The sequence below is a fragment of the Streptomyces sp. NPDC059861 genome (assembly GCF_042731435.1).
In the GTDB taxonomy this organism is placed as follows: Bacteria; Actinomycetota; Actinomycetes; order Streptomycetales; family Streptomycetaceae; genus Streptomyces.
In genome coordinates this window covers 1-25,251 of record NZ_JBHWJQ010000038.1, presented here as the reverse complement: position 1 = coordinate 25,251, position 25,251 = coordinate 1, and the positions used below count along the sequence as shown (strand labels likewise).

General features: G+C 67.5%; 25 protein-coding genes and 1 pseudogene. 10 read left to right on the top strand and 16 right to left on the bottom strand.

The window, feature by feature from the left end:
* Nucleotides 1-77 precede the first annotated feature (77 nt).
* Nucleotides 78-575 carry a hypothetical protein gene (locus tag ACFV6X_RS28110; RefSeq protein ID WP_385387921.1) on the bottom strand — a complete coding sequence of 166 codons (498 nt, stop codon included), beginning with the start codon at nt 573-575 and terminating at the stop codon, nt 78-80.
* Between the two features lie 28 nt (nt 576-603).
* Between ACFV6X_RS28110 and ACFV6X_RS28105 the strand changes: the two genes are divergently transcribed.
* The 3 genes from ACFV6X_RS28105 (at nt 604) to ACFV6X_RS28095 (ending at nt 4,000) form a co-directional block, all read left to right on the top strand.
* Nucleotides 604-1,074, top strand: a complete 471-nt coding sequence (locus ACFV6X_RS28105; protein WP_385387919.1) for a DUF6233 domain-containing protein — start codon at nt 604-606, stop codon at nt 1,072-1,074.
* Nucleotides 1,075-1,242: 168 nt separating this feature from the next.
* Entirely contained in the window at nt 1,243-1,572 is a 330-nt protein-coding gene (locus tag ACFV6X_RS28100) for a DUF6207 family protein (protein WP_385387916.1), read from the top strand.
* Between the two features lie 235 nt (nt 1,573-1,807).
* Nucleotides 1,808-4,000 carry a SpoIIE family protein phosphatase gene (locus ACFV6X_RS28095; RefSeq protein ID WP_385388030.1) on the top strand — a complete coding sequence of 731 codons (2,193 nt, stop codon included), beginning with the start codon at nt 1,808-1,810 and terminating at the stop codon, nt 3,998-4,000.
* Nucleotides 4,001-4,189: 189 nt separating this feature from the next.
* Here ACFV6X_RS28095 and ACFV6X_RS28090 read toward each other — a convergent pair whose 3' ends face one another.
* The 9 genes from ACFV6X_RS28090 to ACFV6X_RS28050 all read right to left on the bottom strand — a co-directional run bounded on the left by ACFV6X_RS28090 (nt 4,190) and on the right by ACFV6X_RS28050 (nt 12,652).
* Nucleotides 4,190-5,419 carry a CaiB/BaiF CoA transferase family protein gene (locus ACFV6X_RS28090; RefSeq protein ID WP_385387913.1) on the bottom strand — a complete coding sequence of 410 codons (1,230 nt, stop codon included), beginning with the start codon at nt 5,417-5,419 and terminating at the stop codon, nt 4,190-4,192.
* A gap of 5 nt (nt 5,420-5,424) precedes the next feature.
* Entirely contained in the window at nt 5,425-6,642 is a 1,218-nt protein-coding gene (locus tag ACFV6X_RS28085) for an acyl-CoA dehydrogenase family protein (protein WP_385387911.1), read from the bottom strand.
* A 1-nt stretch (nt 6,643) separates the two neighbouring features.
* On the bottom strand, nt 6,644-7,597 hold the full coding sequence (locus tag ACFV6X_RS28080) for a 3-hydroxyacyl-CoA dehydrogenase NAD-binding domain-containing protein (RefSeq protein ID WP_385387910.1): 954 nt from the start codon (nt 7,595-7,597) through the stop codon (nt 6,644-6,646).
* Nucleotides 7,594-8,340: an acetoacetate decarboxylase gene (locus tag ACFV6X_RS28075; protein ID WP_385387907.1), complete on the bottom strand. Its 747-nt coding sequence runs from the start codon at nt 8,338-8,340 to the stop codon at nt 7,594-7,596. Before ACFV6X_RS28075 ends, ACFV6X_RS28080 begins: the two co-directional genes overlap by 4 nt.
* A 1-nt stretch (nt 8,341) precedes the next feature.
* Nucleotides 8,342-9,109 carry a crotonase/enoyl-CoA hydratase family protein gene (locus tag ACFV6X_RS28070; RefSeq protein WP_385387904.1) on the bottom strand — a complete coding sequence of 256 codons (768 nt, stop codon included), beginning with the start codon at nt 9,107-9,109 and terminating at the stop codon, nt 8,342-8,344.
* 30 nt (nt 9,110-9,139) lie between these two features.
* On the bottom strand, nt 9,140-9,646 hold the full coding sequence (locus tag ACFV6X_RS28065; protein ID WP_385387901.1) for a CoA transferase: 507 nt from the start codon (nt 9,644-9,646) through the stop codon (nt 9,140-9,142).
* Nucleotides 9,647-10,010: 364 nt separating this feature from the next.
* Nucleotides 10,011-10,919 carry a LysR family transcriptional regulator gene (locus tag ACFV6X_RS28060; RefSeq protein WP_385387899.1) on the bottom strand — a complete coding sequence of 303 codons (909 nt, stop codon included), beginning with the start codon at nt 10,917-10,919 and terminating at the stop codon, nt 10,011-10,013.
* Nucleotides 10,920-11,204: 285 nt separating this feature from the next.
* Nucleotides 11,205-11,618 carry a DoxX family protein gene (locus tag ACFV6X_RS28055; RefSeq protein WP_385387897.1) on the bottom strand — a complete coding sequence of 138 codons (414 nt, stop codon included), beginning with the start codon at nt 11,616-11,618 and terminating at the stop codon, nt 11,205-11,207.
* A 470-nt stretch (nt 11,619-12,088) separates the two neighbouring features.
* A complete protein-coding gene (locus ACFV6X_RS28050) occupies nt 12,089-12,652 on the bottom strand; it encodes an NADPH-dependent FMN reductase (protein WP_385387894.1) in 564 nt (187 codons plus the stop codon).
* A gap of 133 nt (nt 12,653-12,785) precedes the next feature.
* Between ACFV6X_RS28050 and ACFV6X_RS28045 the strand changes: the two genes are divergently transcribed.
* Complete coding sequence (locus ACFV6X_RS28045) at nt 12,786-13,280, top strand: MarR family winged helix-turn-helix transcriptional regulator (protein WP_385387892.1); 495 nt, start codon at nt 12,786-12,788, stop codon at nt 13,278-13,280.
* A 267-nt stretch (nt 13,281-13,547) separates the two neighbouring features.
* On the opposite strand, the gene ACFV6X_RS28040 is transcribed toward ACFV6X_RS28045, so the two are convergent.
* Nucleotides 13,548-14,885 carry a PLP-dependent aminotransferase family protein gene (locus ACFV6X_RS28040; RefSeq protein WP_385387890.1) on the bottom strand — a complete coding sequence of 446 codons (1,338 nt, stop codon included), beginning with the start codon at nt 14,883-14,885 and terminating at the stop codon, nt 13,548-13,550.
* 88 nt (nt 14,886-14,973) lie between these two features.
* Between ACFV6X_RS28040 and ACFV6X_RS28035 the strand changes: the two genes are divergently transcribed.
* On the top strand, nt 14,974-15,597 hold the full coding sequence (locus tag ACFV6X_RS28035; RefSeq protein WP_385387888.1) for a DJ-1/PfpI family protein: 624 nt from the start codon (nt 14,974-14,976) through the stop codon (nt 15,595-15,597).
* Between the two features lie 544 nt (nt 15,598-16,141).
* Here the strand turns inward: ACFV6X_RS28035 and ACFV6X_RS28030 are convergent.
* Nucleotides 16,142-16,597, bottom strand: coding sequence for a nuclear transport factor 2 family protein (locus tag ACFV6X_RS28030; RefSeq protein WP_385387885.1), 456 nt, complete (start codon nt 16,595-16,597; stop codon nt 16,142-16,144).
* 50 nt (nt 16,598-16,647) lie between these two features.
* Complete coding sequence (locus ACFV6X_RS28025) at nt 16,648-16,902, bottom strand: hypothetical protein (RefSeq protein WP_385387883.1); 255 nt, start codon at nt 16,900-16,902, stop codon at nt 16,648-16,650.
* Nucleotides 16,903-17,005: 103 nt separating this feature from the next.
* On the opposite strand from ACFV6X_RS28025, the gene ACFV6X_RS28020 reads away from it, so the two are divergent.
* Together ACFV6X_RS28020 and ACFV6X_RS28015 are read left to right on the top strand one after the other, a co-directional pair.
* A complete protein-coding gene (locus ACFV6X_RS28020) occupies nt 17,006-17,161 on the top strand; it encodes a hypothetical protein (RefSeq protein ID WP_385388035.1) in 156 nt (51 codons plus the stop codon).
* A gap of 16 nt (nt 17,162-17,177) precedes the next feature.
* Nucleotides 17,178-17,389: pseudogene (locus tag ACFV6X_RS28015) on the top strand (integrase core domain-containing protein); the annotation flags it as partial.
* A gap of 62 nt (nt 17,390-17,451) precedes the next feature.
* Here ACFV6X_RS28015 and ACFV6X_RS28010 read toward each other — a convergent pair.
* From ACFV6X_RS28010 to ACFV6X_RS28000, 3 genes are all read right to left on the bottom strand, one after another.
* Nucleotides 17,452-17,940, bottom strand: coding sequence for a GNAT family N-acetyltransferase (locus ACFV6X_RS28010; RefSeq protein WP_385387881.1), 489 nt, complete (start codon nt 17,938-17,940; stop codon nt 17,452-17,454).
* A gap of 427 nt (nt 17,941-18,367) precedes the next feature.
* Nucleotides 18,368-20,725, bottom strand: a complete 2,358-nt coding sequence (locus ACFV6X_RS28005; protein ID WP_385387879.1) for a glycoside hydrolase family 65 protein — start codon at nt 20,723-20,725, stop codon at nt 18,368-18,370.
* On the bottom strand, nt 20,722-21,447 hold the full coding sequence (locus ACFV6X_RS28000) for a hypothetical protein (protein ID WP_385387877.1): 726 nt from the start codon (nt 21,445-21,447) through the stop codon (nt 20,722-20,724). The genes ACFV6X_RS28005 and ACFV6X_RS28000 overlap by 4 nt, the downstream gene beginning before the upstream one ends.
* Before the next feature lie 140 nt (nt 21,448-21,587).
* Between ACFV6X_RS28000 and ACFV6X_RS27995 the strand changes: the two genes are divergently transcribed.
* From ACFV6X_RS27995 to ACFV6X_RS27985, 3 genes are all read left to right on the top strand, one after another.
* Nucleotides 21,588-21,737: a hypothetical protein gene (locus tag ACFV6X_RS27995; protein WP_385387875.1), complete on the top strand. Its 150-nt coding sequence runs from the start codon at nt 21,588-21,590 to the stop codon at nt 21,735-21,737.
* 360 nt (nt 21,738-22,097) lie between these two features.
* Nucleotides 22,098-24,176: a SpoIIE family protein phosphatase gene (locus ACFV6X_RS27990; RefSeq protein ID WP_385387874.1), complete on the top strand. Its 2,079-nt coding sequence runs from the start codon at nt 22,098-22,100 to the stop codon at nt 24,174-24,176.
* A gap of 274 nt (nt 24,177-24,450) precedes the next feature.
* Entirely contained in the window at nt 24,451-25,041 is a 591-nt protein-coding gene (locus ACFV6X_RS27985) for a hypothetical protein (protein ID WP_385387872.1), read from the top strand.
* Nucleotides 25,042-25,251 lie beyond the last annotated feature (210 nt).

Here is a 25,251-nt window from a genome sequence, read left to right as displayed (position 1 = left end):
GGTCGTCAGTCCCGTCACCTGTCCAGCAACAACTTTGGCTTCGGAACTCCACCACCGCACCGTCCTGCGCACTGCACCTACGGGTACTGCTGCCGGCAGTTCATCTCTGCCAGGCCCTGCTGTCTTCCTTGGCTACGAGGGAAACCATAACCACACCACCGCCCAATGTCTACTCCAGTCAGCATAGAATTTCTGCGTGTTCGAAGGGGAGGTAACCGGCCTCGAACAGTGACGGGAGTGAGCGTAAGACGGTCAATCCTGGCCTTCTCCCACCTCATCGCCTTCTCCCACCTCCTCGCCAACGCTCTTCGCCACGGAGGCGGCACCTGCACCCAACCCACCGCCGAAACCTGTCGCGCGCTACCTCCTCGCGCCCCCACCAGCCGTGCTGCACCGGCCGGCCGCCGGTGGCCAGCAGCAGGTGGTAGTGGCCGGGGCTGCTCATGCGCGACGGATCCCTCTCCATCGCCCCGGCTCGTGCACGATTGCGGACGTCGCGGCTCGTCCAGCTGGTAGTGGATCGACACCCTGCTCCGCATTCCGACGGCCGTCCCGATCTGCTGGATCGTCGGCACGTGGCCGTGATCGGCGATGTGCTGACGGATGCAGCGCAGAACGGGCCTCCTGGGTGTCGGTGAGGTACTCCACGCGGTGCATCATTCAATAGAGCGCTTCTTCGGATTCGTGGGCAAGCAGAGACACGGCAGCCAGGAGCAGCAGGTGAGTGGGCAGGAGCCGCTCTCGCGTCTCGACACGCTGCGCTTCGTCCAGCGCGTCGTGGAGCAGCAGCCCGTCCGGCAGCTGCGGCTCATCGACCGCTGGATCGCCGATGAGGAACCATGTGAGGCGGCGCGGCGCCAGGGTGAGGAGCGGCGGCCGGCCCCGCCGGACCGGCTGGTCCAGTACGGCCTCAACCACACGAATGGACGGCGTGCACACCGCGACTGCTGGGCAGCCGCCGACGGCGGACGATGCCGCCCGGCGACCTGGCAGCAGGCACTCGACGCCCTGCGCCAGCAGGTCCCGGCATGCGTGCACTGCCGACCCGACACAACCCTCGGCATTCCGGCGTAAAAGCAGAAAGCCCCGGCCAGCGTGCCGGCCAGGGCTGAACCCGCACAGGGGGTGTGATCGTGAAGCGGCGGTCGCCTACGCGGCGAAAGGCTCTGCGGGGCTTCAGCTGAACGATCGTCCCCGCATGCGATGGATGAGGCCCGGGGACACTGTCCACTTCACCATCACGTGCTCTTCACGGTGCCGGACCGGCAGACAGTCCCGCGTCCGGTGGCGCACCGCTGCCTGGTAGCCGTGCTGTTGAGCCGTTACGCCGTCAAGGCCACCATCAGGGATCCGCTCGCTGAGGTGATCACTTCCCGTGTGGAGCACGCGCGGCACGCGCCTCGTCTGGCCGGGTGTGGCGCCATTCAAAACGAAGCACACGTGGCGCGGCCTGGGCTGATCGTTGTGGACGTCGCAGCCTCCGACGACCAGACTGCCCACGGCGTTTCAGATGCGCGCCAGCCGCTGGACCGCAGTGCGGAAGCCACTCTTCCCTGCCTTGATGGCACCTAACGCGACGACCACAGCTGGCTTCGTTCACGAGATCAGGTTCTGGCTCCACAGAACCTGAGCCAGAACCCGAGATGTGCAGCAGTGGGGTGCTTACCAGGAGAGCATTGCGGTGCTTTCAGGAAAGCTGCAGGTCATGCCGCAGGTACCGAAGGTCGCATCGGAATCCCGACGGGGCGGGCGGCGGACGTAAAATGGGCTCAGCACCGGAACCAACGGCCGTTGGGCGGTGAAGCACATGCAGGGACATAGGGTCACTCCGTCGGGTTCGAAGCGTCTTGCCACACCCAAATCCAACAGGGAGCAGCTGCTGGCCTCCGCCGCCGGAGACGTGGTGCGCGACCTGAGGGCGTCGGCCGCGACCGTCTTCCTGAAGGTTCCGGGCGTCCCTGAGCTGCATGCCGCGGCGGCGGCGTTGACCGCCATGGGTGTGGGGGCGCTCGAGCGGATACCCCTGGACGACCTCACTTACGCGTCGTCGCGGGCATGGCGGTCGGGCAGGGTAGAGGTAGGCAGCAATGTGGAGATCCTGGCCGGCCATCCCAACCTGACCGTCTTCGCCGCCTTCCCGCTGGAGGCGGCTGCCGCTCCGCTGTTCTCGCCGACCCGCCACTTCGGGACGCTCACGGCGTTCTGGCAGCGAGCCGGCGTCGAGGCCACCGAGCCGGAACGGCAGCGTCTGGCGGCCGCCGCCGCGTCACTGGCCCAGGACCTGGATCGACTGGCCGATCACGGGATTTCGCTGGCCCCGCCCGGCGTCCCGTACGTCGTGGCCGCCGAAGACCTGGCAGCGGGAGAAGAGGCTGGGGCCTTGGCCTTCACCGCGCTGATCTACCACCTGCACAAGCTCGCCATGCTCCTGGCGAGCGCGGTGCACCCGCAAGAGGTGGTGGAATGGACCATGCAGCGCGTCATGGACGGGCTGGGGGCCCGGGCGGCCCTGATCTGCCTGGTGGATGCCGACCGGCTCACTGTGGCCGGTGCGGCGGGATGTGCCGGCGCATTCGTCCGCGCCATCAACGACTCACCGCTCGGGCAGTGTCGGCCCGAGGCGGAGGCGATGCGCCGTCAGCAGCAACTGATGTACGGCCCCGCAGACCAGCGGACGGTCGGCCGCCTGCCCGAGCCGCTGTCCGGCCAGAAGTGCTTCTGGGTGGTCCTGCCGCTGCTCGCCGGGCACAGGGCGGTCGGTGCGCTGTCGATGGCTTTCGGCAGCGAGCGCCAGGACATCATCGCCGGGCAGGGGCCGCTGACGGCGCTGGCCACGGCTGTCGGCCAAGCCGTCGAGCGGACCCAGATGGACGAAGTCCGCCATGCGCTGGCCGACGACCTGCAGCACGCGCTGCTGCCCCCGGTGCTGCCGCAGCCGGCCGGGGTGGTGAGCACCAGTAGATACGCGTCGGCGACCAGCGGGATTGACCTCGGTGGAGACTGGTACGACCTCATCACCCTTCCCGAGAACCACCTCGTGATGGTGATCGGGGACGTGCAGGGCCACAACACGGCGGCTGCCGTGGTGATGGGCGAGCTACGCAGCGCGGTGCGTGCCTACGCGACCGAAGGACACGATCCCGCGGTTGTGCTCAGCCGGGCCAATCAGCTCCTCATCGGACTGGACACCGATTTGTTCGCCACGTGCTGCTGTGCCTGGCTCGACCCGGACACCGGCCGGGCCCAGATCGCCACAGCCGGGCATCCGCCGCCGCTACTGCGCACCGCCGACGGACGCATGCCACCCGTCCTCGTCGAGGCGGGCATGCCGCTCGGCATCGACCCACAGGCGGCCTTCACGGTGACGGACTTGTACCTGCAGCCGGGAACCCTGCTTGCCTTCTATACCAACGGGCTGGGCGGGGTTGGAGGCGATGTGGATTCGGCAGCGGTGAGTGCGGCCTTCGACGAGCCCGGCAATCTGGAGTCCATCGGCGACCGGCTCATCAGGGGTTTCAGTGCATCGTCCCCGCGGCACGCCGACGACGCCGCCCTGCTCCTGGTCGGATACGAAGGGCCCTCGGCCGACGCCCAGCGCAATGTCCGCCAGCTGCGGATCCACCGGCGCGACCTGCACGGAGCACAGCGCTCCCGCAGAATGCTGCGTGAGTGGCTGGAGGGGTGGGAGCTGTCCACCATGGCCGACGACGAGGAACTCCTCGTGTCGGAGGTTGTCACCAACGGCTTGGTCCACGGCGACAGCGACGTGTACGTCTACGTCCGCAGGTATCCCGAACGCATACGGGTGGAGGTCCGCGACAGCGATCCCCACCTCGCCCAGGCCGTGACGGTCCCGCGCGAGGAGGACCAGGCGGAGGGCGGGCGCGGACTGGTCATCGTTTCAGCGCTGGCCTCCGCATGGGGCAACTCACCCGGCGGACGGGGCAAGACGGTGTGGTTTGAGATGCCGACTCCCGCTTCCCACGACGCCGAAGCATGACTCGGTGACCTCGACGCCCACCGCGGGACGCATGGCGTCGCCGTCCACCACGGCCGACATCGCGCCACCACCCCACCTCAGCCGCCGGCCGCATCTTGTCGCGCATCCCACCGCAGGCCTCGCGCCTGCGGCGCCCGTGCGTACGTCGCCACGTCGCTCTGGACCAGCGCGTCGTCGGGCGCCGGCTCATCACGCCGCCTCCTCGCCTGTCGTGCCGGGGATCGCTCTTCGGGCGCGCAGCTGGGCGATTTCGGCGGGGCCGAATCCCAGCTCGGCGAGGACCTGGTCGTTGTGCTCGCCCAGGTCCGGTGCCCGCTTGGCCGGGACCTTCGGTACCCCTCGGAGGGTGACCGGACTGTTGATGGTGTACTCCAGCCCTCTGACCCCTTCCAGAGGGACGACGATGTCGTTCGCGCGCAATTGTGGGTCCTGTGCAGCCTCTTCCGGCGTCTGGATGAGGCTGTAGGTGATGCGCTCCCGGCCCAGGGCCTCCTTCCAGTGGGCGAAGGGCCGCGAGCCGAACTCGGCGGCGAGCAGCTCGCTCAGCGCGGCGGCGTTCTTGGTGAAAGACTCGATGTCCGTGAAACGGGGATCACCGATCAGTTCGGGGCGCTCGATGGCCCGCGCCAGTCCCCGCCAGTGCAGCAGCGAGGTTGCCAGCATGATCCATCGGCCGTCGGCAGTCTGGTAGGGGTTGGTCAGCGCGTTCACCGGTGTGCTGCGGTCGTGCAGTTCGAACGGTGTACCGTCGGCGAGCGCGCCCGCCACGAGCGTGCCCGTGGCCCAGACGCCCGTGGCGAGCAGCGACGTCCCGACACTCGTGCCTTGTCCGGTCCGCTCGCGGCGGTAGAGGGCGGTCACGATCGCCGCGTAGACGGCGATCGCCGATGTGTAGTCGCCGCTGCCCCAGACCGGCACCGTCGGTGGGGCTCCCGCGTCCCGGGTGGCGGCCAGCAGCCCGCTGCGCGACCAGAAGGCGGTCAGGTCGAAGCCCGGTTGCCGGGCGTCGGGGCCGGCATCGCCGAAGCCTGTGAGGTCGGCGTAGATGACTCGCGGGTTCCAGCCCGAGACCACGTCGTAGCCCAGGTGCAGCTTCTCACGCGTGCCGTGCGGGAAGTTGGTGATCACCACGTCGGCCCACTCGACGAGGCGCTGGAGGACCTCGGTCGCCGCCGGGGACTTCAGGTCGAGCACGATGCCGCGCTTGTTGCGGTTGGTGAGATGCCAGCCGTAGTTGGCCTCGGCCCGGGGGCTGGGCGGCACGGAGCTCAGCCGCCGCTGGGGGTCGCCGATTCCCGGTGGCTCGATCTTGATGACGTCCGCCCCGAAGTCGGCGAGCATGGTGGCTGCGGCTGGTCCCGCGATGAAGGTCGACGCGTCGAGGACCTTCAGGCCGGTGAATACGGATTCTGTGGTCATCTTCTTCACCCCACGAAGGCGCTCTGGCCGGTGATGGACTTGCCGACGATGAGGGTCTGCATCTGGTGCGTGCCCTCGTAGGAGTAGAGGGCTTCGGCATCGGCGAAGAACCGGGCGATGTCGTAGTCGACGAGAATGCCGTTGCCACCGAAGATCTCGCGGCTCCAGCCGACTGATTCCCGCATGCGGGTCGTGACGAAGTCCTTGGCCAGTGCGGACTGCTCATCGCGGAAGACGCCCTGGTCTTGCAGCCGGGCGAGCTGCACCAGCATGCCCCAGGAGGCGGTGATGTTCCCCAGGCTCTTGACCAGCAGGTCCTGCACCAGCTGGAACTTGGCGATGGGACGGCCGAAGGCGATGCGCTGCCGCGAGTAGTCGAGCGCGAGTTCATAGGCGCCGATCATGAGCCCCAGGGCCTGCCAGGCGACCCCGCTGCGCGTCTTGCGGAGAACCTCGGCGACGTCCCGGAAGCCCTTCATGTTCTGCAGCCGGTTCGCCTCCGGCACGTGGACGTCGGTCAAGGTGATCTCGGCGTTCTGCACGATCCGCAGGGCGATCTTGCTCTCGATCTTCACCGGCGCGAAGCCGGGGGTGCCCTTTTCGACGACGAAGCTCTTGACCTTGTTGTCGTCGACGTCCCGTGCGAAGACCACCACGTAGTCGGCGAAAGTTGCGTTGCCGATCCACTTCTTGGCGCCGTTGAGAACCCAAATGTCGCCCTCGCGCCGCGCGGTGGTACGCATGCCGCCGGAGACGTCGGACCCGCCGAGCGGCTCGGTCATGGCGAACGCGGCGATCTTGTCCATCGTGGCCATGGCGGGAAGGAGCCTGTCGCGCTGCTCCTGGTCGCCGCCGTAGTAGATGGAGTAGAAGCCCAGTCCGTTGTGGACGCCGAAGAAGGTGGCGCACGAGGCGTCGACGCGACTCATGTCCAAGGCGAGCATGCCGCTGAGCAGGTGGCTGATGGCCGGCTGGTGCTCGCCGTAGCCCTCGTAGCCCAGGGCGTTCAGTCCGCTGCCGCGAAACTTCTCGATCAGCTCCTGGGGCAGCTCGCCCTTGCCCCAGGCCTCGTTGACCAGCGGCTTTATCTCGTCCCGCAGGAAACTACGGGCCTTGAGCAGTATCTTGCGCTCCTCGTCCGAAAGCAGCGACTCGTAGAGGTAGAAGTCGGCGGCCAGCTGGTCGTCGAGCTGCGCGAGAGGGGTGGTGTTGTTGCTGCTCATCTCAGTTCTCCTTCTGGTGCTGGTGGTTGGGGCGGGCGTCTTCGACTGCGGACAGGACGGCGAGTTGCTTGCGGTCGCGGGCTTCGGCGAGCTCGGTGTACGGCGTGGAGGCGTATGCCTTCTCCACCGCTTGGACGACTCGCTCGCGGTCCTTGGCATCCTGCGAGGGCTGTCCCAGGGCCAGCTGCCGCATGGACTGGCCGATATGCGCGCTCATGTGGCGGTAGCCGCCGGGGCCGCCGCCCAGGTGGGAGCCGAGGAACGGCCCGACCGTCGCCCAGCGGATGCCGAGCGAGTGAGTGACGACGGTGTCCAGGTCGTCGGGGGTCACGACGCCCTGCTGCACGAGGTAGACGGCCTCCCGGCTGAGCGCGCTCTGGAGGCGGTTGCCCACGAATCCTGGGATCTCCCGGCGTTCGACGACGGGGGTGCGGCCGACGGCGGTGTAGAAGTCGACGGCCCTCTGCACGGCTTCCTCGGTGGTGCGTTCGCCCGGCACGACCTCCACGAGCGGCAGCAGGTGCGGCGGGTTGAAAGGGTGTCCGACGAGGATTCGGCCGGCGTCTTCCAGTTCCGTGGTGAAGGCGGTCGCCGGGATCGCCGACGAGGAGCTCAGCAAGAGCGCGTGTCCAGGGGTCTCTCGCACTAGGCGGGCGAACAGCTCCTTCTTGAACTCGACGCGCTCGGGCCCGTTCTCCTGGACGATGTCCGCGTCCCGGACGGCTTCGGTGATGTCGGCCGCGAGGCGGACACGGTCGGCGAGCCCGTCGGTACCCAGGCCCTGGGCGGCCAGGTGCGGGCCGAACTCCGCCAGCGCCTCGGCAACCGCCTCCTTCAGGTCGGAGCGGGGATCGCTGACACGGACGGTCAGACCGTGTGCGGCGAACAGCGCCGTCCAGGACAGTCCGATGGTGCCCGCGCCGATCACGGCGGCGGTACGGAAGGGGTGCGTCATCGCGCGCCTCCCTTGAGGTAGTCGAAGACTGGCTTGACCGGGGCAAGAGTCAGGTCGGTGAGGATGTGGTTGGCGGAGACGATTTCCAGGACGGGCAGGTCGGCCAGCGGGGCGAGGACGTGCTGGAACAGCTGCAGCCTGGCCGGGCCTGTGTAGGCGGCCTTGACGACCACGTCGGTGATCTCGGTACGGACCAGCTCCAGGACGCGCGGGGCGCCGTCGTAGCCGGGCATGGCCTTGAGCATGAAGGTCGCCACAGTGATCTGCTCTTCGGCGTCGCAGGGGTCGAGCACGTGGTGCTTGTAACCCATGGTCGCCGTGGCGACCCGCAGCGTGCCGTAGTCGAGGGTGCCCACCAGCACGTCCTGGTCGATGTACAGCCTTGGTGTACCGAGCACCTTGGGGTAGGCGCTGACCTCGCGTCCGGCCGCGGTCGCGGGGAAGTTGTCGAGGTACATCGCGTGCAGGTACTCGCCCCGCTCGCCGTCGAAGCTGACCTGGATCGCCTGGCCGCCCTCGGTGTAGGGGCCGAACCCGGTCACGTCGTTCATCTTCACGATCTCGAACCGGACCAGCGGCTCCTCGATCCGCAGCGGCTCAGGAACGACAGCCCGCAGCGCGTCCGGGTCGGTGCGGTAGACGATGTTGAGGTACTCGCGGTCGCTGAACCAGGCGGCGGAGCGAGGAAACGCCGGGCGGGTCAGCGGTGTGGTGGCCTGGCGGCGCACGTCTTCGATCCGCATGTCACTCCCCCGTCCACTTGGGGGCGCGGCGCTCGGCGAAGGCGGTCATGCCCTCGCGTGCGTCGGTCGAGGACATCAAGGCGCGCATCTGCCTGTCCTGCGCGGGGAAGACCTCGCTCTCAGGGACGCCCTCGGCGGCCTGGAGGAGGCTTTTCACCGCGGCCAAGGCGAGCGGGGCGTTGCGGCGGAGCTGCTCGGCAAGTTGGAGGGCAATGGCCACGGCCTCACCGGGCGCGGTGACCCGATTGACCAGGCCCAGCTCGCCGGCGCGCCTGCCCGTGACCGCCTCGCCGGTGAGCAGCATCTCCATCGCCAGGTGGTACGGGATGCGCTTGGGCAGCCGGATCACGCCGCCGCCGGCAGCGATCAGGCCGCGCTTGACCTCGGGAAGGCCGAGGGTGGCGTTTTCGGCGGCAACCAGCAGGTCACAGGCCAGGGCGAGTTCGAATCCGCCGCCCAGGGCAAAGCCCTCCACAGCGGCGATCAGCGGCTTGGTCCGTTCGGCCTCGGTCAGGCCGCCGAACCCGCGGCCCGGGATGGCCGGCGGCTCGCCGTTCAGGGCGGCCTTGAGGTCCATGCCGGCGCTGAAGGTGCCGCCCGCGCCGGTCAGGACACCGGCCCGCAGCCCGGGCTCGGTCTCCAGTTCATCCAGCGCGGCGGCCAGGCCGACGGCGACCGCGGCGTTGACCGCGTTGCGGGCCCTGGGGCGGTCGATCGTGATCAGCAGCGTCGAGCCCAGCCGCTGCACGCGTACGTCATCAGTGCTCATCGCATTCCCCTGCGGGTTCTCGACGCGTCTTCAGCGGGTGGCGGCCAGCTCGGTCAGAACATGTGCGGTGCCCTGTCCGGGAACCGGGGCCAGACGACGGATCGAGCCGGGCGTGGCGGAACACCGCACCGGAATCCCGTTCGACCGCAGCGGGCCCTCGGTGGGGCGCACGACCGGGTCCAGCAGGTAGCCCTCGCGCACGTAGGAATCCCCGTGTGTGTGATCCAGTCGAAGCACCGGTCCCGTCGGGATGTCGTGCTCTACGCACACCTCGGCCCACTCGGCCGTGGTCAGCGCCTCATCGACCAGGTCGGACGAGTCCTCTACGTCGTCGAAGTCCAGAGCGGAGCCGTCGACGCATGGAGCCGTGCCCAGGTCCGGGCGGCTCGCGGCAGAGAAGAGGTGGCGGAAGTTCTGCGGGGTGTAAGGGATTACGGCAGCCAGGCCGTCCCGGGTGCGCCGCGAGCCCATCACCACCGTCGACAGATCAATGCTCGGCACGCTTTCCAGCGGCCCTGCCATATGCATCTTCGTCATGGTCGCATTCCTTTCGTCGCCTCGACCGGCTATGACAGGGAACGCTAGCGGGAAATATCCAGTGCCGGAATTACCGCCTCGCTCATGCCGGTGTTACCGTGAAAGTCACACCGACACCGGGGGGTGACCGACGGGGAGGAGCGGCCGTAAATCGGTGTTTCCGTCTTCCTGATTCTTGGTTCCTGGGCGTGCGGCCGGGTGCGGGCATCACAGGTGAAGCGGGACAGCATCGACCTCATGAGCGCAAGCCTGGCTCGCACTCGCAGGCGAGGCCCCCCACGGACATCGGGGACACCAACGACTCTCCGAGAGCCTCGCGTGCGGGGACCCGTGCTCTACCTGGACATGCCGACAACTGCGGGTGTCAGAGGTCAATCGGCTCGGCGAAGACCTCACGAGCTACTTGCACGAGTTCATCTAGATCGCCGCCCGAGGCGCGGTCGCGGCGCCAGACCAGAGCGGTCTCCAGCCGCGGCTCGAAATCAGTAAACGACACCACCTTCGTATTCTCCAGCGCATACCCGTGCATGGGGCTTTCCGGGTCGAGCATGGCGAAATAGAAAGCCATCCCGGTGGAGACCATCTCAGCGATTCCACCATATCCGGCTTCGGTCAGCTTGGTGCGTTTCCTGATTCCCCGCTCGAAAATTTCCCGGTCGAGCTGGTCGAAATACGTGGATCTGATCTCGTTGGGCGCCACGACGAAACACAGATCGCTGAGGTCGTCCAGGGCCACAGAATCCCGCCCGACGAACCGGTCGGCCGGCACCACCGCTCCGAGCCGTTCCGACATGACCGGCAGCACATCCAGCGACGCATTGCTGACCGGCAGCCGGGCCAGCGCGATCGCCAGCGTGTTCTCCCTCACCCCGGCAATCAGAGCCTTGGACGTACCCGGCCAGCGCAGCAGCTCGCACCACTGCGCGACACGATCGGCGAGCGCGTTGACAAGGTTCCGCAGCTTCGGATGCATCCCGGTGGGAATACCCACGAACATGGTGCTGCGCCCCGGCTGGGTCGCCTCACGCACCCGGTACGGAATGGCATTCATCTGCTCCAGCACCTCCCGCGCGAGCGGCAACAACGCCTCCCCCGCGGGCGTGAGCATGACGCGGTGGGTGTCACGCTCGAACAGCCGGCGATCAAGTTCCCGCTCCAGAGACCTGATCCGCTGACTCAGGGGCGGGGTTGCCATGTGCAGCCGCCGGGCCGCCGCCGAGAAATTCAGCTCCTCAGCAACCGCAACGAAATACCGCAAATGCAACACATCCACCCGGCCACATTAACCCCGAACCGCCCGCCCTCACCGACCCGTCCCGCACGGAAAGCGCCACCAGTGTGGTGGCGATAAGGTCCCCGCGGAGAAGCCCATTTCGAACGTGGCCGACTCCTGGGGATACGGGCGGCCGTACGCGGGGCGGGCACCCTGAGACGGTGGCCGTCACGGACGGACCGACTGCCCTGCACCCTCACACAGACGCACGGTGCCGTCCCGCGGACGGCACCGTGCGACTTCATGAGCAACGAAGGCCGGGCCCTCGGGCCGGGCCCGGACCGATCAAGCGGACGTCCCGCTTTGGCCGACGATGCCGAGCGTGAGCTCACGGCGGTTCCACATGACGACTGCCGCCAGGACGAGCAGCACCGCTGCCGGTACCGGACTTTCGTCGATCACAAACAAGCAGGTCAGGAACGCGCCCGTCATGACTCCGGTGAGTATCAGACCACCCAGGGCACTCAGTCGGGGAACGAGCAACAGTACGGCCCCGGCCAGCTCCAGGGAGCCGGTGACGTACCGAAGCCATTGCCCGGCACCGACGTCCTGGAAGATTTTGACCATGTCCTGCGCGCCGGCCAACTTCGAAGCCCCCACCATGACGAACACGCCGGCCAGAATGACCTGTAGGACCCACAGAACGATGTTCCGGGCCTTCCCGCCCACCGTAGGCACACTCTGCACAGAACGAGACATTTCTTCTCCCTAACGCCCGAAAGTGGCCGACGCTCACCGTCCGGCGCGAAGCCGACCACACACTTGAACTTTCATGTCACACCGTACGGTGCAACTCATGAATGTTCAAGTCAGAGCCGGCTCGTGAGCATTAAGGTCCCTCCCGGGCCAACGAGCTTGTGAATACCGCGTTTTCGGGGCTGAACCCCCTGGCCGTCGAGGAGGTGGTCGACCAAGGCGAGCGGATCTGGGTGCGGGCACGGACGCCCGAGGGTCCGACTGTGTGCGGGGCTGCGGGGCTGAGGCGACCCGGGTGCACCATCTACGGACCGCGCGAGTTGGATCACGCCCGTAACGGGGCCCTGGTCACCAGGGCCCCGTTACGGGTTCAGCCGCGGAGCCGACCGAACAGGCCGCCGGCGCGGCGTTCGCGTTCGCACTCGGCTACGGCGATAGAAGTCCTCTCGCTCGCCTTCCGGCGGGCGAGGGCGTCAGACCCGGACCGTCTTGAGGGCGCGGGCCCAGGACTCGAGCTGTTCGAACAGGGTGGTCGTGGCGACGTCGTGCTGCTCAGCCGGCTTGAACAGGGAGAAGTTCTCGAAGTCGGTGAACAGCGAGAAGGACAGCTGCTGGCGCACGTGGGCCAGCTGCAGTTCGCTGGCCACGGCCCGCAGGTGCTCGATGGCCCGGGCACCGCCGAGAGAACCGTAGGAGACGAAGGCGGCGGCCTTGTTGTTCCACTCGCCGTACAGGTAGTCGATCGCGTTCTTGAGGACGCCGGAGGTGGAGTGGTTGTACTCGGGGGTCACGAAGATGTACCCGTCGAACTCGGCGACCTTGGCCGCCCAGGCCTTGGTGTGCTCACCCTGATACTGGCCCATCGCCGGCGGGATGGCCTCGTCGAGGTGGGGCAGCGGGTAGTCGGCGAGGTCGATCAGCTCGTACTCGACGCCGGTACGGGCGCCGGAGCGGTAGACCACCCAGTCCGCGACAGCCTTGCCGTTACGGCCGGGTCGGGTGCTGCCGAGGATGATGGCGATCTTCAGGTCACTCATGGGGTCTTCTCCTTGATGGGCCGCCGGTGCGAGGCCTTCACTTGAACTTTCATGTCACACCCTAGGGACCAACTCATGAATGTTCAAGTGAGAGCCGTGACTCGTGAACGTTCATGCCCGATAGACTCCGGGCATGCCTGAACAGCCTCCGCAGTCGAACGATCAGCCCCGCTGGCTGACCCCGGAAGAACGGGAGATTTGGCAGCAGTTCGCGATGATGGTGCACAGACTGCCTGCCGCCCTGGGAGCGCAGCTGCAGCAGGACGCAGACCTCAGTTACATCGAGTACTACGTCCTTGCCGGACTGTCCGACCAGCCGGAACACCGCATGCGCATGAGCGAGCTGGCCATCCTCGCCAACTCCGAGCAGTCGCGTCTCTCGCACATGATCAGCAGGCTGGAACGGCGGGGTCTCGTCCGCCGGGAACCCGATCCCATCAACGGCCGGTACACACAAGCGATCCTGACCGACGCCGGTCACGCCCTTCTCACCGAAGCCGCCCCAGCGCACGTGGCCCGGGTACGCGACCTCGTCTTCGACGTGCTCGACACCGCCGAGCTGGGCAACCTACGCACCGCCGCCGAAAAGATCAGCGAGAGCATCGACCACTGGGAGCAGCGGAGGTAACCCCGCAAGGACCCCGCCACTCAGCTGCCGCAGCGGGACGCCACGCCGTGAGGGACAGCCGGCCAGGAACGCGAAGACCACCCGCTCCCAGAGCTCGTCCGCGATCGCGTGGCTGGAGAAGAGCGGCTGGGTCCGCCGCGAGGACTGCGCCTCCGACCAGCGCGGCCAGTTCGCGGTGCTCATGGGTAACCGGTGTCTCAATGGGCAACCACCGGCACCGCCACCTCGTGGGGCCGGTGCGGCGGGAATCGGCTGGTCGAGTGGAGTTCAGGCGTAGGCGTCCTCGACGGCGACTCGTCGCACTGTGCGCAGCGTCGACTGGAGACGGTCCAGATCGGTCGAACCCAGAGCGAGGCGGAGCGCCTGTGGTGTGTGCATCGAGGTGGTGAAGGGCTCCGCTGTGCTTACCGAGATGTGTTGACGCGCGAGGGTGGCGGTCAGGCGATCGGCGCGTGCGTCGTCGGGCAGGGTCAGCCATGTGAAGTAGGACGATGGGTGGCTGACGAGTGGTAGGCCAGCCAACTCCTGTCTGGCGAGTGCTTGGCGCGCCTTGGCGTCGTCTCGTTTCTGCGCTTCCAGGTGGTCCACCGTGCCGTCCTCGAGCCAGCGGCAGGCGATCGCGGTGGTGAGGACCGGGGCGTTCCGGGTGGTCGCCCGAATCGCGCGTTCGAGCGACGGCACCCTGGACGGCGGGGTGACGACGAAGCCGACCCGGAGGCCGGCCGCGACGCTCTTGGACAGGCCCGAGACGTAGACGGTGATGTCCGGTGCACTTGCGGCCAGAGGCGGTGGAGGATTCTCGACCAGGTAGGCGTATGAGGCGTCTTCGATGATGAGCGGACCGTGCTGCCGAGCGATCTCGATCAGACGGATACGGTCAGTTGCCGGCATGACCCACCCCAGAGGGTTGTGCAAGGTGGGCATGGTGTAGATCGCGCGCACAGGGCGGGTCGCGCACAGCTTCTCGAGCGCATCGAGATCCGGCCCGTCGGCGGTTGTGGGTATGGGCTCCAGGTCGAGATGAAAGGCATGCGCGAGCACCTTGAAACCCGGGTACGTGAGTGCGTCGACCGCGACGACGTCGCCGGCGTTGAGCGCGGCCATGACGGTGATGGCCAGGCCATGCTGCGCACCGTTGACGATCAGGATCTGATCCGCGTCAGGAGTGATTCCCCGACGCCTCAGGTGCCGAGCGATCGAGGCTCTGTCCTGGGGACGCCCTCGCTGTGGTTGGTAGCACAGCAGCGAGTCGAGATCACCAGAGGTGGCCACCTCTCGCAAGGCCTGCCGGAGAAGATCGGCTTGGCCGGGCAGCGACGGATAGTTGAAGTTGAGGTCGACCGCATCCGTGGCGACGACCTGCTGATCGATGCCGTGACCGGCGGGAACCGCGATGTCACGCACGAACGTGCCGCGGCCCTGTTCCCGGCTCACCAAGCCCATCGCTTCCAGCTCGGCGTACACCCGAGTCGCGGTCACCACGGCGATGCCCTCGCGGGCGGCGAGTCCGCGGTGCGTCGGCAGCCGCACGCCTGCGGCGAGCCGGCCTGTCCGGATGTCGGATGCGAGCGCGTCGACCAGCGTTTTGTACCGCGAGGCTGCCATACGCCGAATTGTATCCATGACAATTCTTTGACTGTCCTGTTCGCGGGTCCTTACCGTCAAGTCCCACTCATCCGGAAGGACAGCCGCCATGCACATCGCCATCCTCACCTTCGAGGGCTACAACGAGCTCGACTCCCTGATCGCGCTCGGCGTGCTCAACCGCATCAAGACCGACGACTGGCGCGTCACCATCGCCACCCCCAGCCCCAAGGTGACGTCAAGGAACGGGGTGGTCATCGAACAGATGTCCACGCTTGAGGAGGCGTGTGCCGCTGACGCCGTCATCGTCGGCAGTGGCATCGCTACCCGCGAGGTCGTCGAAGACCAGGCGATCATGAACATCCTGCGCGGCCTGGACCCATCACGCCAACTCATCGCCGCGCAGTGCTCCGGCGCGCTCGTGCTGGCCAAGCTCGGCCTGCTCAACGACATCCCCGCCTGCACCGACCTGACCACCAAGCCCTGGGTCATCGCCGCCGGCGTCGAGGTGCTCAACCAGCCCTTCTACGCCAAGGACAACATCGCCACCGCCGGTGGCTGCCTCGCCTCGCACTACCTCGCCGCCTGGATCATCGCCCGCCTCGAGGGCAAGGACGCCGCCGAAAGCGCACTGCACTATGTCGCCCCGGTCGGCGAGAAGGAGGAATACATCGAGCGCGCGTGGCGCAACGTAACCCCCTACCTGCCCGCTCCCGCACCGGCGCTCGTCTGAAACGACCAGTCGCAAGCAGTGACCGGCCAGGAAGTCATGCCCTCGGCAGCCTGGCTGGTCGTTCGCAGCCCGAACACCTACCGGGCTCCTCTAGCCTCGATCCTTCGTGACGGGTCGTCTGATTCTCCGCCGGCCCCTTTCGGTTGTTGAGCTGATGATGGGCAAGGCGGTGGCCCGGCTGTCGCGTCGGGTGGGCGCCGGCACGGCTCCGGTCATGGGGTTGAGTGCGTCGGGTCGGGTGGTTGCTGCAGGTCAGCTGGGGTTCGGCAGTGCGTCGAGGCCCCTGATCGCGGCTGTGATCACGCCGGTCCAGGGCCAGTGCCGGGCGAATCTCAGCTGTCGGCGGCGGGCGGTGGTGACCAGCTGGGCGGCTTCCGCCACGTGCCAGCGCCCGCCGATGTCGCATGGTCCAGGCGGGCTTGCGGATCGTCTCGACCAGCAGCACACCGCCGGCCTGGGAGACCACCCCGCGACCACCGCCTTCGGCATGGACGACGTCAACGACCGAACAGCCGCCGCGACCGTCACACAGGTCCGTGGCTGGCTACCGCTCCCCTGGCGGCCCCCAGTTCGGGATCGGTCCGACGTTGAACGTCCGGGTCACCGTCCGCCGCGCAATGCGCCAGGCGCCGTCGTGGCGGCGGTACTCGTCGAGGTAGGTGGCTCCGCCGGTGATCCAGGTGGTGTCCTGGAGCTGGATGTGGACGATGACGTCGCTGCGGCCGGTAGCGGCCTCCACGTCGACGTCGAGATTGACCGTTCCGTGCGACATGGCCGGGAACATCTGCCACTGCCGTTCGACGGTTTCGCAGATCGCCCCGATACCGGTGAACACCATGTCGGGGCTGAGCTCCCACACAGCGTCCGGTGTCCACACGCCACGCCAAAGCTCGAGGTCGCGCAGGTCGCCCGCGACGCAGTACTGGTGTGCCGCGCGGCGCAGGGCAAGCTCGGTCTCGACCCGTTCCAGCCGGGCGATCACCTCAGGAATGTCACTCATGAAGATTCATGATACGGGTTCCTGCCGTGATACGAAGTCAGCTGGCAGCTCTACCTCCTCGCCGTCTGGAAGGACCCGAGGACGCGCTTCGGCACACCCTGCGGACACTCGCCAAGCGGTGAAAGTACCTGGACGTCGAGGCCAAAGAGCTGACGAAGATGATCGGCAGCCTGGTCCAGCCGGTCGCCCCGCAACTGCTCGAGCCCTTCGGTATCGGCGTGGACACCGCTGCGGAGACCCTTGTCGTGGCCGGCGACAGCCCTGAGCGGATCAAGTCTGAGGCCGCTCTCGCCGTTCGCGGGCATGGCTCCCGGGCCCACCGGCTCCGGCATGACCGGGGGCAGGCACCGATCACCACGGCGGTCACTGCCGGCTCAACACCGCGATCTACTGAACCGTCATCGCCGCATGCGGTTCCACCAGCCCACGATCGACTACGTCGCCCGCCGCACCACCGAAGGCAAGACGAAACGCGAGATCATCCAGTGCCTCAAGCGCCACGTCATCCGCGATGTCTATCACCTGCTTCGGCCCGCCCCACGGACAGCCTTCGCAGCGAGTTGAAACCTATGGGAGCGTCAACGCTCTGGCCGAGTCGTTCTTCCAGGTCCTCATGCGTGAGTTGCCTGCACGGAAGGCGCTGGACCTCGAAGGCCGCAGACACGGCTGCAGCTGTTCAGGTGGCTGTCGTACTACAACCGGCGCCGCCGCCACTCCGCCTTCGGTTACCTCGCGCCAGCCGAGTACGAACAACAATTGATCACGTCACGCACGCTGTCACTCGTCGTGTGAAACCCGATGTCTACCGCGGGAATCAACTTCGAAGCCGGTGCCCCGCGAACCGGCACACCGCGTCATTCCGAAGGAATGCGAAACTCGAATTCGGGACGGTCCCACGGCACGGCGGGCGGGTTCGCGAACGCGGTCCCGGTCCGCACCGCACCAACGCGGTGGTAGAAGTCCTCGGCGGGAAGATGCGACACGACCATGACACGGTCGAGCCCGGCGGCACGGGCCTCGGACTGCATGTGCGCCACGAGCAGCCGTCCAATACCCCGTCCTTGCACTTCGTCGGCGACGAACAGCAGGTCGAGCTCCGGTGGAGCGAGGACGAGCGAGTAGAACCCGAGGACCCGGCCTCCATGCTCCGAGTCGCCAACGGCCACGAAGGCGCGGTGGGCTTCGATGTAATCAGGACCGACCCGGTAGCCCGCGACTGCGGCTGCATACTTACCCTCGTAGGCGCCTGAGCCACGCACGAGCCGCGTGAGCCGTTTGGCATCCCGCGCGACAGCCCTCCGTATCGTGATCGGCTGACTGACCGGGGAAGTGCGTGAACTCATCGGGACAGTATTTCGCACCGGGGAATGCCTTCCTGCGGCGGGTCGACTGCTCGCGCATGCCTTCCTGTACCGCTCCCGGGAACCACTCGCCCGGGCCCCGACCGACCACGTCACTGCCGCCGTCGCCCGCCAGCAGCAACTGGACGCCCGAACCGCTGCGGCGGAGCTGGAGAACGGCGTGGTCCACGGCCTGCTTTCCCTGGGCCTGCCGTGGCGAAGCCGAGCCGGTACAGGAAAATTCCGAGCCGGCCACGTGAGGCGGATCATCTGGAGTGGGACAGCTGGGCCTGCAAAACCCGGGCTCGAGTCGTTCAGTTGACGATCCAGACCGATAGCCAGCCACCCCGGGGAGCCGCCGCGCAGGCCGGGATCAGACCGGACGGCGGAACACGCCGTGGCACCGGGCACCGGCCGGGGACCACCGCCACTACTCCCGTCGGGGACTGCCCCGACCTGGCCAGCAGTGCGGCGGCCGGTCCGGCGACGGGTGGGCGGGTGCGTCGGGTATGGGGCACCGCGTGGGCGAGCCGGCTACGAGCATCACCACTTGGCCGTGGTGGCAGATCGGCATCGGCTCTCCTGCGAGCAGAACATAGGTGGCGTCCTCGTCTGTGATCTCCACTCGGAGGCGGCGGCCCCAGATGTTCATGTGGAATGCCAGGCGGCTGAGTTTTTCAGGCAGCCTGGGGACGAACGTCAGGGTGTCCTCGTTGTGCCGCATACCTCCGAAACCGCCGACCAGAGCAATCCATGTGCCTGCCAGCGAGGCGATGTGCAGCCCGTCCCGGGTGTTCATGTGGAGATCGTTGAGGTCTATGAACGCCGCTTCGACGGCGTATTCGTAAGCCATACGCCCGTTGCCCACCTCCGCTGCGACGACGGCCTGGCAGCAGGCGGACAGCGAGGAGTCGCGCACGGTGAAGGACTCGTAATATTCGAAGTTTCGCGACTTGTGCTCCGCGTCGAAACAGTCGCCACAGGTGTACATGGCCAGCACCAGGTCCGCCTGCTTGACCACCTGTTTCCGGTAGATGTTGAAGTAGGGGAAGTTGAGCATCAGAGGGTACTGGTCGGGGCGTGTGGCGGCGAAGTCCCACGGCTGGCGGTCAGTGAATCCGGCGTGCTGTTCGTGCACCCCCAGGTCCTCGTTGTAGGGGATGTGCATCGACTCCGCGGCGCTACGCCATGACGCGGCCTCCTGGTCGTCCGCGCCCAGGGCCGCCGCTTCGTCGGGGTAGCGGTCGACGGCATAGGCGGCCCCGCGAAGGTTTTTCGCCGCCATGAGGTTGGTGTAGATGTTGTCATTGACGATCGCGCTGTACTCGTCCGGTCCGGTAACGCCGTCGATATGAAAAGCGCCGCGGTGGTCTTCATGGCCCAACGACATCCAGAGCCGGGCGGTCTCCACGAGCAGTTCCACACCGCTGTCGCGGGCGAAATCCTCGTCGCCGGTCGCGGAGACATAGCGTATGACCGAGTCGGCGATGTCGGCGTTGATGTGGAAGGCTGCGGTGCCGGCCGGCCAATAAGCGCTGCACTCCGCGCCGTCGATGGTTCTCCAGGGAAACGAGGCCCCGCGCAATCCGAGTTGGCGTGCGCGGTCGCGTGCTGCCGGCAGCGTGCTCTGCCGCCAGCGCAGCGCTTCGGCGACGGCGCGGGGCGAGATGTACGTGAGCAACGGCAGCACGAAGGTCTCGGTGTCCCAGAAGGTGTGACCGTCGTACCCTGTGCCGGTGAGTCCTTTGCAAGGGATGGCTCGCCGTTCGGCACGCGCACCGGCCTGCAGCACGTGGAACAAGGCGAAGCGGATGGCCTGCTGCAGTTCGTCGTCGCCGTCGACCTCGACATCGGATCGTGCCCAGAAGTGCTGCAGGTAGGTCCGCTGTTCCTCCACCAGGCCCTCCCAGCGTGTGCTGCTCGCCGCCGCGAGAGCCGCTTGGACCTGGTCCCGCACTGCCGGAAGCGACCGCATGTGCGACCAGCCGTAGGCGACCATCTTCTCGATCCGCAGTCTTTCGCCGGCCGCCAGCTGCGACGTGACGGTCAGGCGTGCGACGTCCTCGGTGCTCTCGCTGCTGGTTCGTGTTCCGGCGGGTCCATCGACGGTGTGGTCGGCCGCGGTCGCGATCCGGAGCTTGCTCCGGCGAGTGGAGTGGACCAGCAGCAGCCGGTTTCCGGATGTGCGGTTCTCCTCGGATTCGAGAGGTGACTTCAGGGCCGCGGCTGCGCGGGGATCGCCCGAGACCGCCGGAAGCTGTTCGTTGGCGATGAGCTCCGACTGGACGACGATGCGCACGGGGGCGTCCACGGCCTCGACCTCGTAGGCGACGGCTGCGATCGCACGCTGAGTGAAGGAGACCAGGCGAGTGGAGCGCAGACGCACTGTGCAGCCGGCGGGCGAAGTCCATTCGCAGTGGCGGCGCAGCAGACCGGCACGCAGGTCCAGGGTGCGCTCGTGGCTGTGGAGCCTGCCGTAGCGCAGGTCGAAGGGCTCGTCACCGACCAGCAGCCGGAGCACCTTGCCGTTCGTGACGTTGATCGCCGTCTGACCGGACTCCGGATAGCCGTATCCTCCTTCCGCGTAGGGCAGGGAGTGCGCCTCGTAGAACCCGTTGAGGTACGAGCCGGGTATCCCGTGCGGCTCGCCCTCGTCGAGGTTGCCCCGCCAGCCGAGGTGTCCGTTGGACAGCGCGAACACCGATTCGCTCTGCGGCAGCATTTCCAGTACGAGCGGTGTCTCCCTCAGACTCCAGCGGTCCACGGAGAAGCAAGGCTCTGTGATCATTCCCGATCCACCAGTTCTGAGATGTTCCGCACGACGACGTCGGCGCCGTGGGCACGCATGGCATCCCCTGACCCGCCCGGTCGACCCCGATGGGTGAAGCCGAAGCGGCCCGCTCGGGCGGCGTCGATCCCCCGCGAGCGCGTCTTCGACGACGGCCGAGACCGAGGCCGTGGAACCGAGACCGTGCGCGGCGGCAAGAAACGTGTCGAGGTGCCGTTTTCCGGGCAGTCCCCGTTCCGCGGCGACGAGCCCGTCGAACAGGTCCTCCGCCCCTGTCGACCGCAGGACCTCGGGCAGTTGGCGCTGGAGGACACCACACCGGTCCTCAGCCCGAGCCGCCTCACCTCGTCGATGTAGCGCAGGGTGGTGGGATACGGCTCTACGCCCTCGCTGCTGATCTTCTTGAGCAACAGCTCGTTCTTGCGGCGTCCCAGGCCATGGACCGTGTCCTGCTGTGCGCTGTCGCTGGCGAGGCCCTCCGGGGCCCCGACACCGCGGGAGGCAAGCGAGCTCCCTACGCCGTCGGCACGCGGTCTGCCGTCCACGTACTCGCTGTACTCATGGAAGTCGAACCGCCGGAAGTCGGCTCCGAGCCGTCGGCGCAGGAAGGTGTCGACTCTCACCCGCCAGGCGGCTTCATGCACCGCGGCGGTCTTGGTGAGGACACCCTTCAGGTCGAAAAGGCACATGGCGATCGTTTCCGGCAAACCGAGATGCGTCATGGCGCGGCCCTTCCTCGAAGCAGGGGCCAGCCACCATCCGGCGGGCAGAGACGAAACGGGCCGACTGCCTCTCACCGAGCGCGTATCCCACGATCCTCCCGACTGCGATTCGCCGCAACGGAAGAGGACGGCAAGATGGCGTGGGGCGGTCACATGATCGCCCGGACGGCTCCTCGGCGGCGGACGTGGCCAGCGAGCCGCGGGCCAAGACGGTTGTGCCTCGGGCGTGGGCGGAGTGGTACTTCGTCGTCGACCTGTTCGGCGCTGCCGCCATGGTCTTCATGCCGTAGCCGTATCACCTCCGATTCGCCGCAATCGTGGAGACCGACCGCGTAGAGGACGATCGCTGTGAGGGGAACCGGGCCTAGCGGGCGAGACGTTCTCCGCGATGGCTGTCCGTCCGGTGTGACCCCAACTGGGCAGTCCGCGTCGGGACCACCCGACGTTTTCTCATCGTGGGGCCTTCTACGGCTGGGGAGGGGCCGCCGGACCGGCAACGCCCCGCCTCCCTTCACCGCGGCGAACCACCGGCGAGCGCTCGACAACAGCGGACTGAGCCGCAACGCCGGGGCACGTTCGGACACGTCGGGCGATGCGAAGGAGCGGTGCACAGGAGCCAGGAGCAGGCTGGGTAGGGGAGGTGGGATGCCGTGGCACACGACGAAGCCATTTCACCCGTCGAGGGTGCGGCAGTACTGGAAGCTCTGTTCCACCAGTCCCCGACTGGGCTGATGGTCCTGGACACGGAACTGCGAATCCTACGGATCAACGTCAACACGCCGGTCCTGGACACAGCACCCCCCGAACAGATCATGGGCCGGCACTTCACCGACGTGTATGACCTCGCCGCGCCCGGTGAGGTCGAGGCGCTGCTGCACGGCGTGCTGAAGAGCGGCGCGCCCGCACGGGGGCGACTGGTGGGGGTGCGTCCGAAAGGCGCGCCGGGGCCGGAGTACCAGTTCTCCGTCTCGGCATCTCGTCTCGAGGACGCGCAGGGGAGGATCTTGGGGGTGCTGACGGAGGTACTCGATGTCACCGAGCGCGAAAAGCTACGCGTCCGTCTGCGCGTCTTCGGCTCGGTGCGCGAGCACGTGGGACAGACCCTCGACGTGGTGGCCACCTGCGAGGAACTCGTACAGGCGGTGGTGCCGGACCTCGCCGACATCGCCGTCGTGGACGTCGTGGACGCAGTGGTGCGTGGCGAGGAACCTCCGCAGAGTCCCCTCGGACCGGAGGTGCCGCTGCGCCGTGCCGCCTTCGGCCGCAGTGGCGGCGAGCAGCAGGTTCAGGCACATCCGGTGGGTGACGTGCGCGCTCTGCCGTTCCCGACGCCGTACGCCCAGACGCTGACCGACCTCAAGCCCCGCCTGGTCGCTCTGGGCCCCGAAACTCCCTGGCTGGCGGCCGTCCCGCCGCGCGCCGAAGCGATCCGCGCCTCCGGTGCCCACAGCCTCATCACGACACCCCTGACCCTGCGCGGAACCGTGCTGGGACTGATCAGCCTGTACCGCGCCGACAAGAGCGACGTCTTCAACAAGGGCGATGTCACCCTCGCCATCGCAGTGGCCGCTCACACAGCGCTGTGCATCGACAACGCCCGCCGCTACACCCGCGAACACATCATCGCCCTGACAATCCAGCGCCACCTGCTGCTTCCCCGCGCTGTCACGCGGACGACCGTTGAAACCGCGCACCTGCACGTTCCCTCCGAGGCGGGCGGAGGCGGCGGGTTCGACACCTTCGCCCTGTCCGGCGCCCGCACCGCACTGGTGGTCGGCGAGGTCGCTGGCCAAGGCATCCACGCGGCCACCACTATGGGACAGATACGGACCGCCACGCACTCCTTGGCCGCACTCGACCTGGAGCCCGACGAGCTCCTCGCACGCCTCAACGACACCGCAATAAGCCTGGCCCAGGAACGCGCAACTCTGCCGCCCGGCGACCCCATGCCGCTCACGGGAAGCTGCGCGTACGCGGTCTACGACCCCCTCGCCCAAACCTGCACCATCGCCCTGGCCGGCCACCCCCCACCCGTGATAGCCCATCCCGATGGGAGTACCGAGATCCCTCACCTGCCGAGCGGACCTCCCCTGGGCAGTACCGAAGGGCCCCCCTTTGCTGCCACCACTGTCTCTGTCCCCGACGGCAGCGTCCTCGCCTTCTACACCGCATCCCTCCAGCACACCGCCCCGGATACCCTTCAGCGGGTGCTGGCCCACGCTGACCGGCCCCTTCAGGATCTGTGCGATGACGTGCTCTACAGGCTGCGGAACGACACCCACCACGGCGACGTCATCCTCCTCCTCGCCCGCACCCACGCATTCCCCGCTGACCAGGTCACCGCGTGGCATCTCGACCACCAGCCCCAAGCTGTCGCCACGGCGCGCGCCCGAACCCGACACCAACTCACCCATTGGGGAGTGGATGAGGAAACCACCTACACCACCGAAATGATCGTCAGCGAACTGGCCACCAACGCCATCCGCTATGGCACCCCGCCTGTGCACTTGCGGCTCATCAAGGACCGCACGCTCACCTGTGAAGTCCACGACAGCAACTCCCTCGCGCCGCGGCTTCGCCACGCGAAAACCATCGACGAAGGCGGGCGCGGCTTGTTCATCATCGCCCAACTCGCACAGAACTGGGGCGTCCGTCACTCCAACGACGGCAAGACCGTCTGGGCCGAGCAGGCTCTCCCGCCCGCAACCTCGCCCGAACAGCGGTCGTAGTGACAGCGAGGTCGCCGAGGACCCGGAGGATGCCGGAGACGGCACCGGACAGGGCTGGTCCGGCCAGGGCGAGGCGTTCACGGCGGGTCAAACGCGTGCGGGACATGAAGTCCTCCACAGCGAGTGTGGTGGGTGGGTGGGGCAGCCGGCCGACTTGCTGTCCACGCTGAGCCCCCCGACGAGATCGACTCCGAGTTGCGACGTGCCCTCAACGGGCCCGGTTCTTAGCGCTGTTCACGCCATGTCGGAGGGCGAGAGCGGAGACCATGGTGCGATGAGTGGCGACACCGGGGGCGGGCGGCCGGGCCCGAAGGAAAGTCCGAAGCGGCAACGGCCGTTGAAGCGGGCGCGCGTGGGATGGCCGTCGGCGCTGCGCAAGCTCAAGGAGCTGCTGTACGAGATGTACCTGGCAGCCGGGGGCCCCAGCTTGGATGAGATCACCGGGGACATCGCCGACGACGGCTTGGCGGGGTCGCCGAGCCGGGACACGGTCCACCGCGTCATCAGCGACGGCGAGCGGCCTGGACAGCAGGCCGATGTGGTGGCCGTGGCAACGGTGCTGGCCCGGCGGGCAGCCTGGGACGCACATTGCCGCCCTCGAACAGCGGACCGCCCTGCGCTACACAACGCCCGGCACGACGCCCACCGAGACAGCCAGCCACATCAAGCGCCACCTCGGCCTCGCCGGCCGCAGCGACCAGCTCTTCACCGACGACGCCGTCACCTCATCCACACCACATCGCGCGGCTCCCCCCGTGCCGTCAACAACCTCTGCCTGCTATCCCTCGTCGCCACCTTCGCCGCCGGCAAGTCCCTCGTCGACGACAAAGCCGCCCAGTCCACCGTCACCGAAGTCCTCGACTGACATTCCACACCCTCGAACTCGATGTCGGTGGCGCCGGATACCTTGCGTCATACGATGCACACCACTGGAGGGGACATGCCGTCTCAAGGAACAGCTCTCGCCGCACTCACGGCGGTCATGCCGCCCTACCTTCTTGAGTGCGTCCCTGGAGTTCGCGACTCTGGGACAGCGCGGGTGGGGCAGGGATGGGTTTCATGCTTGCTGCCCTTG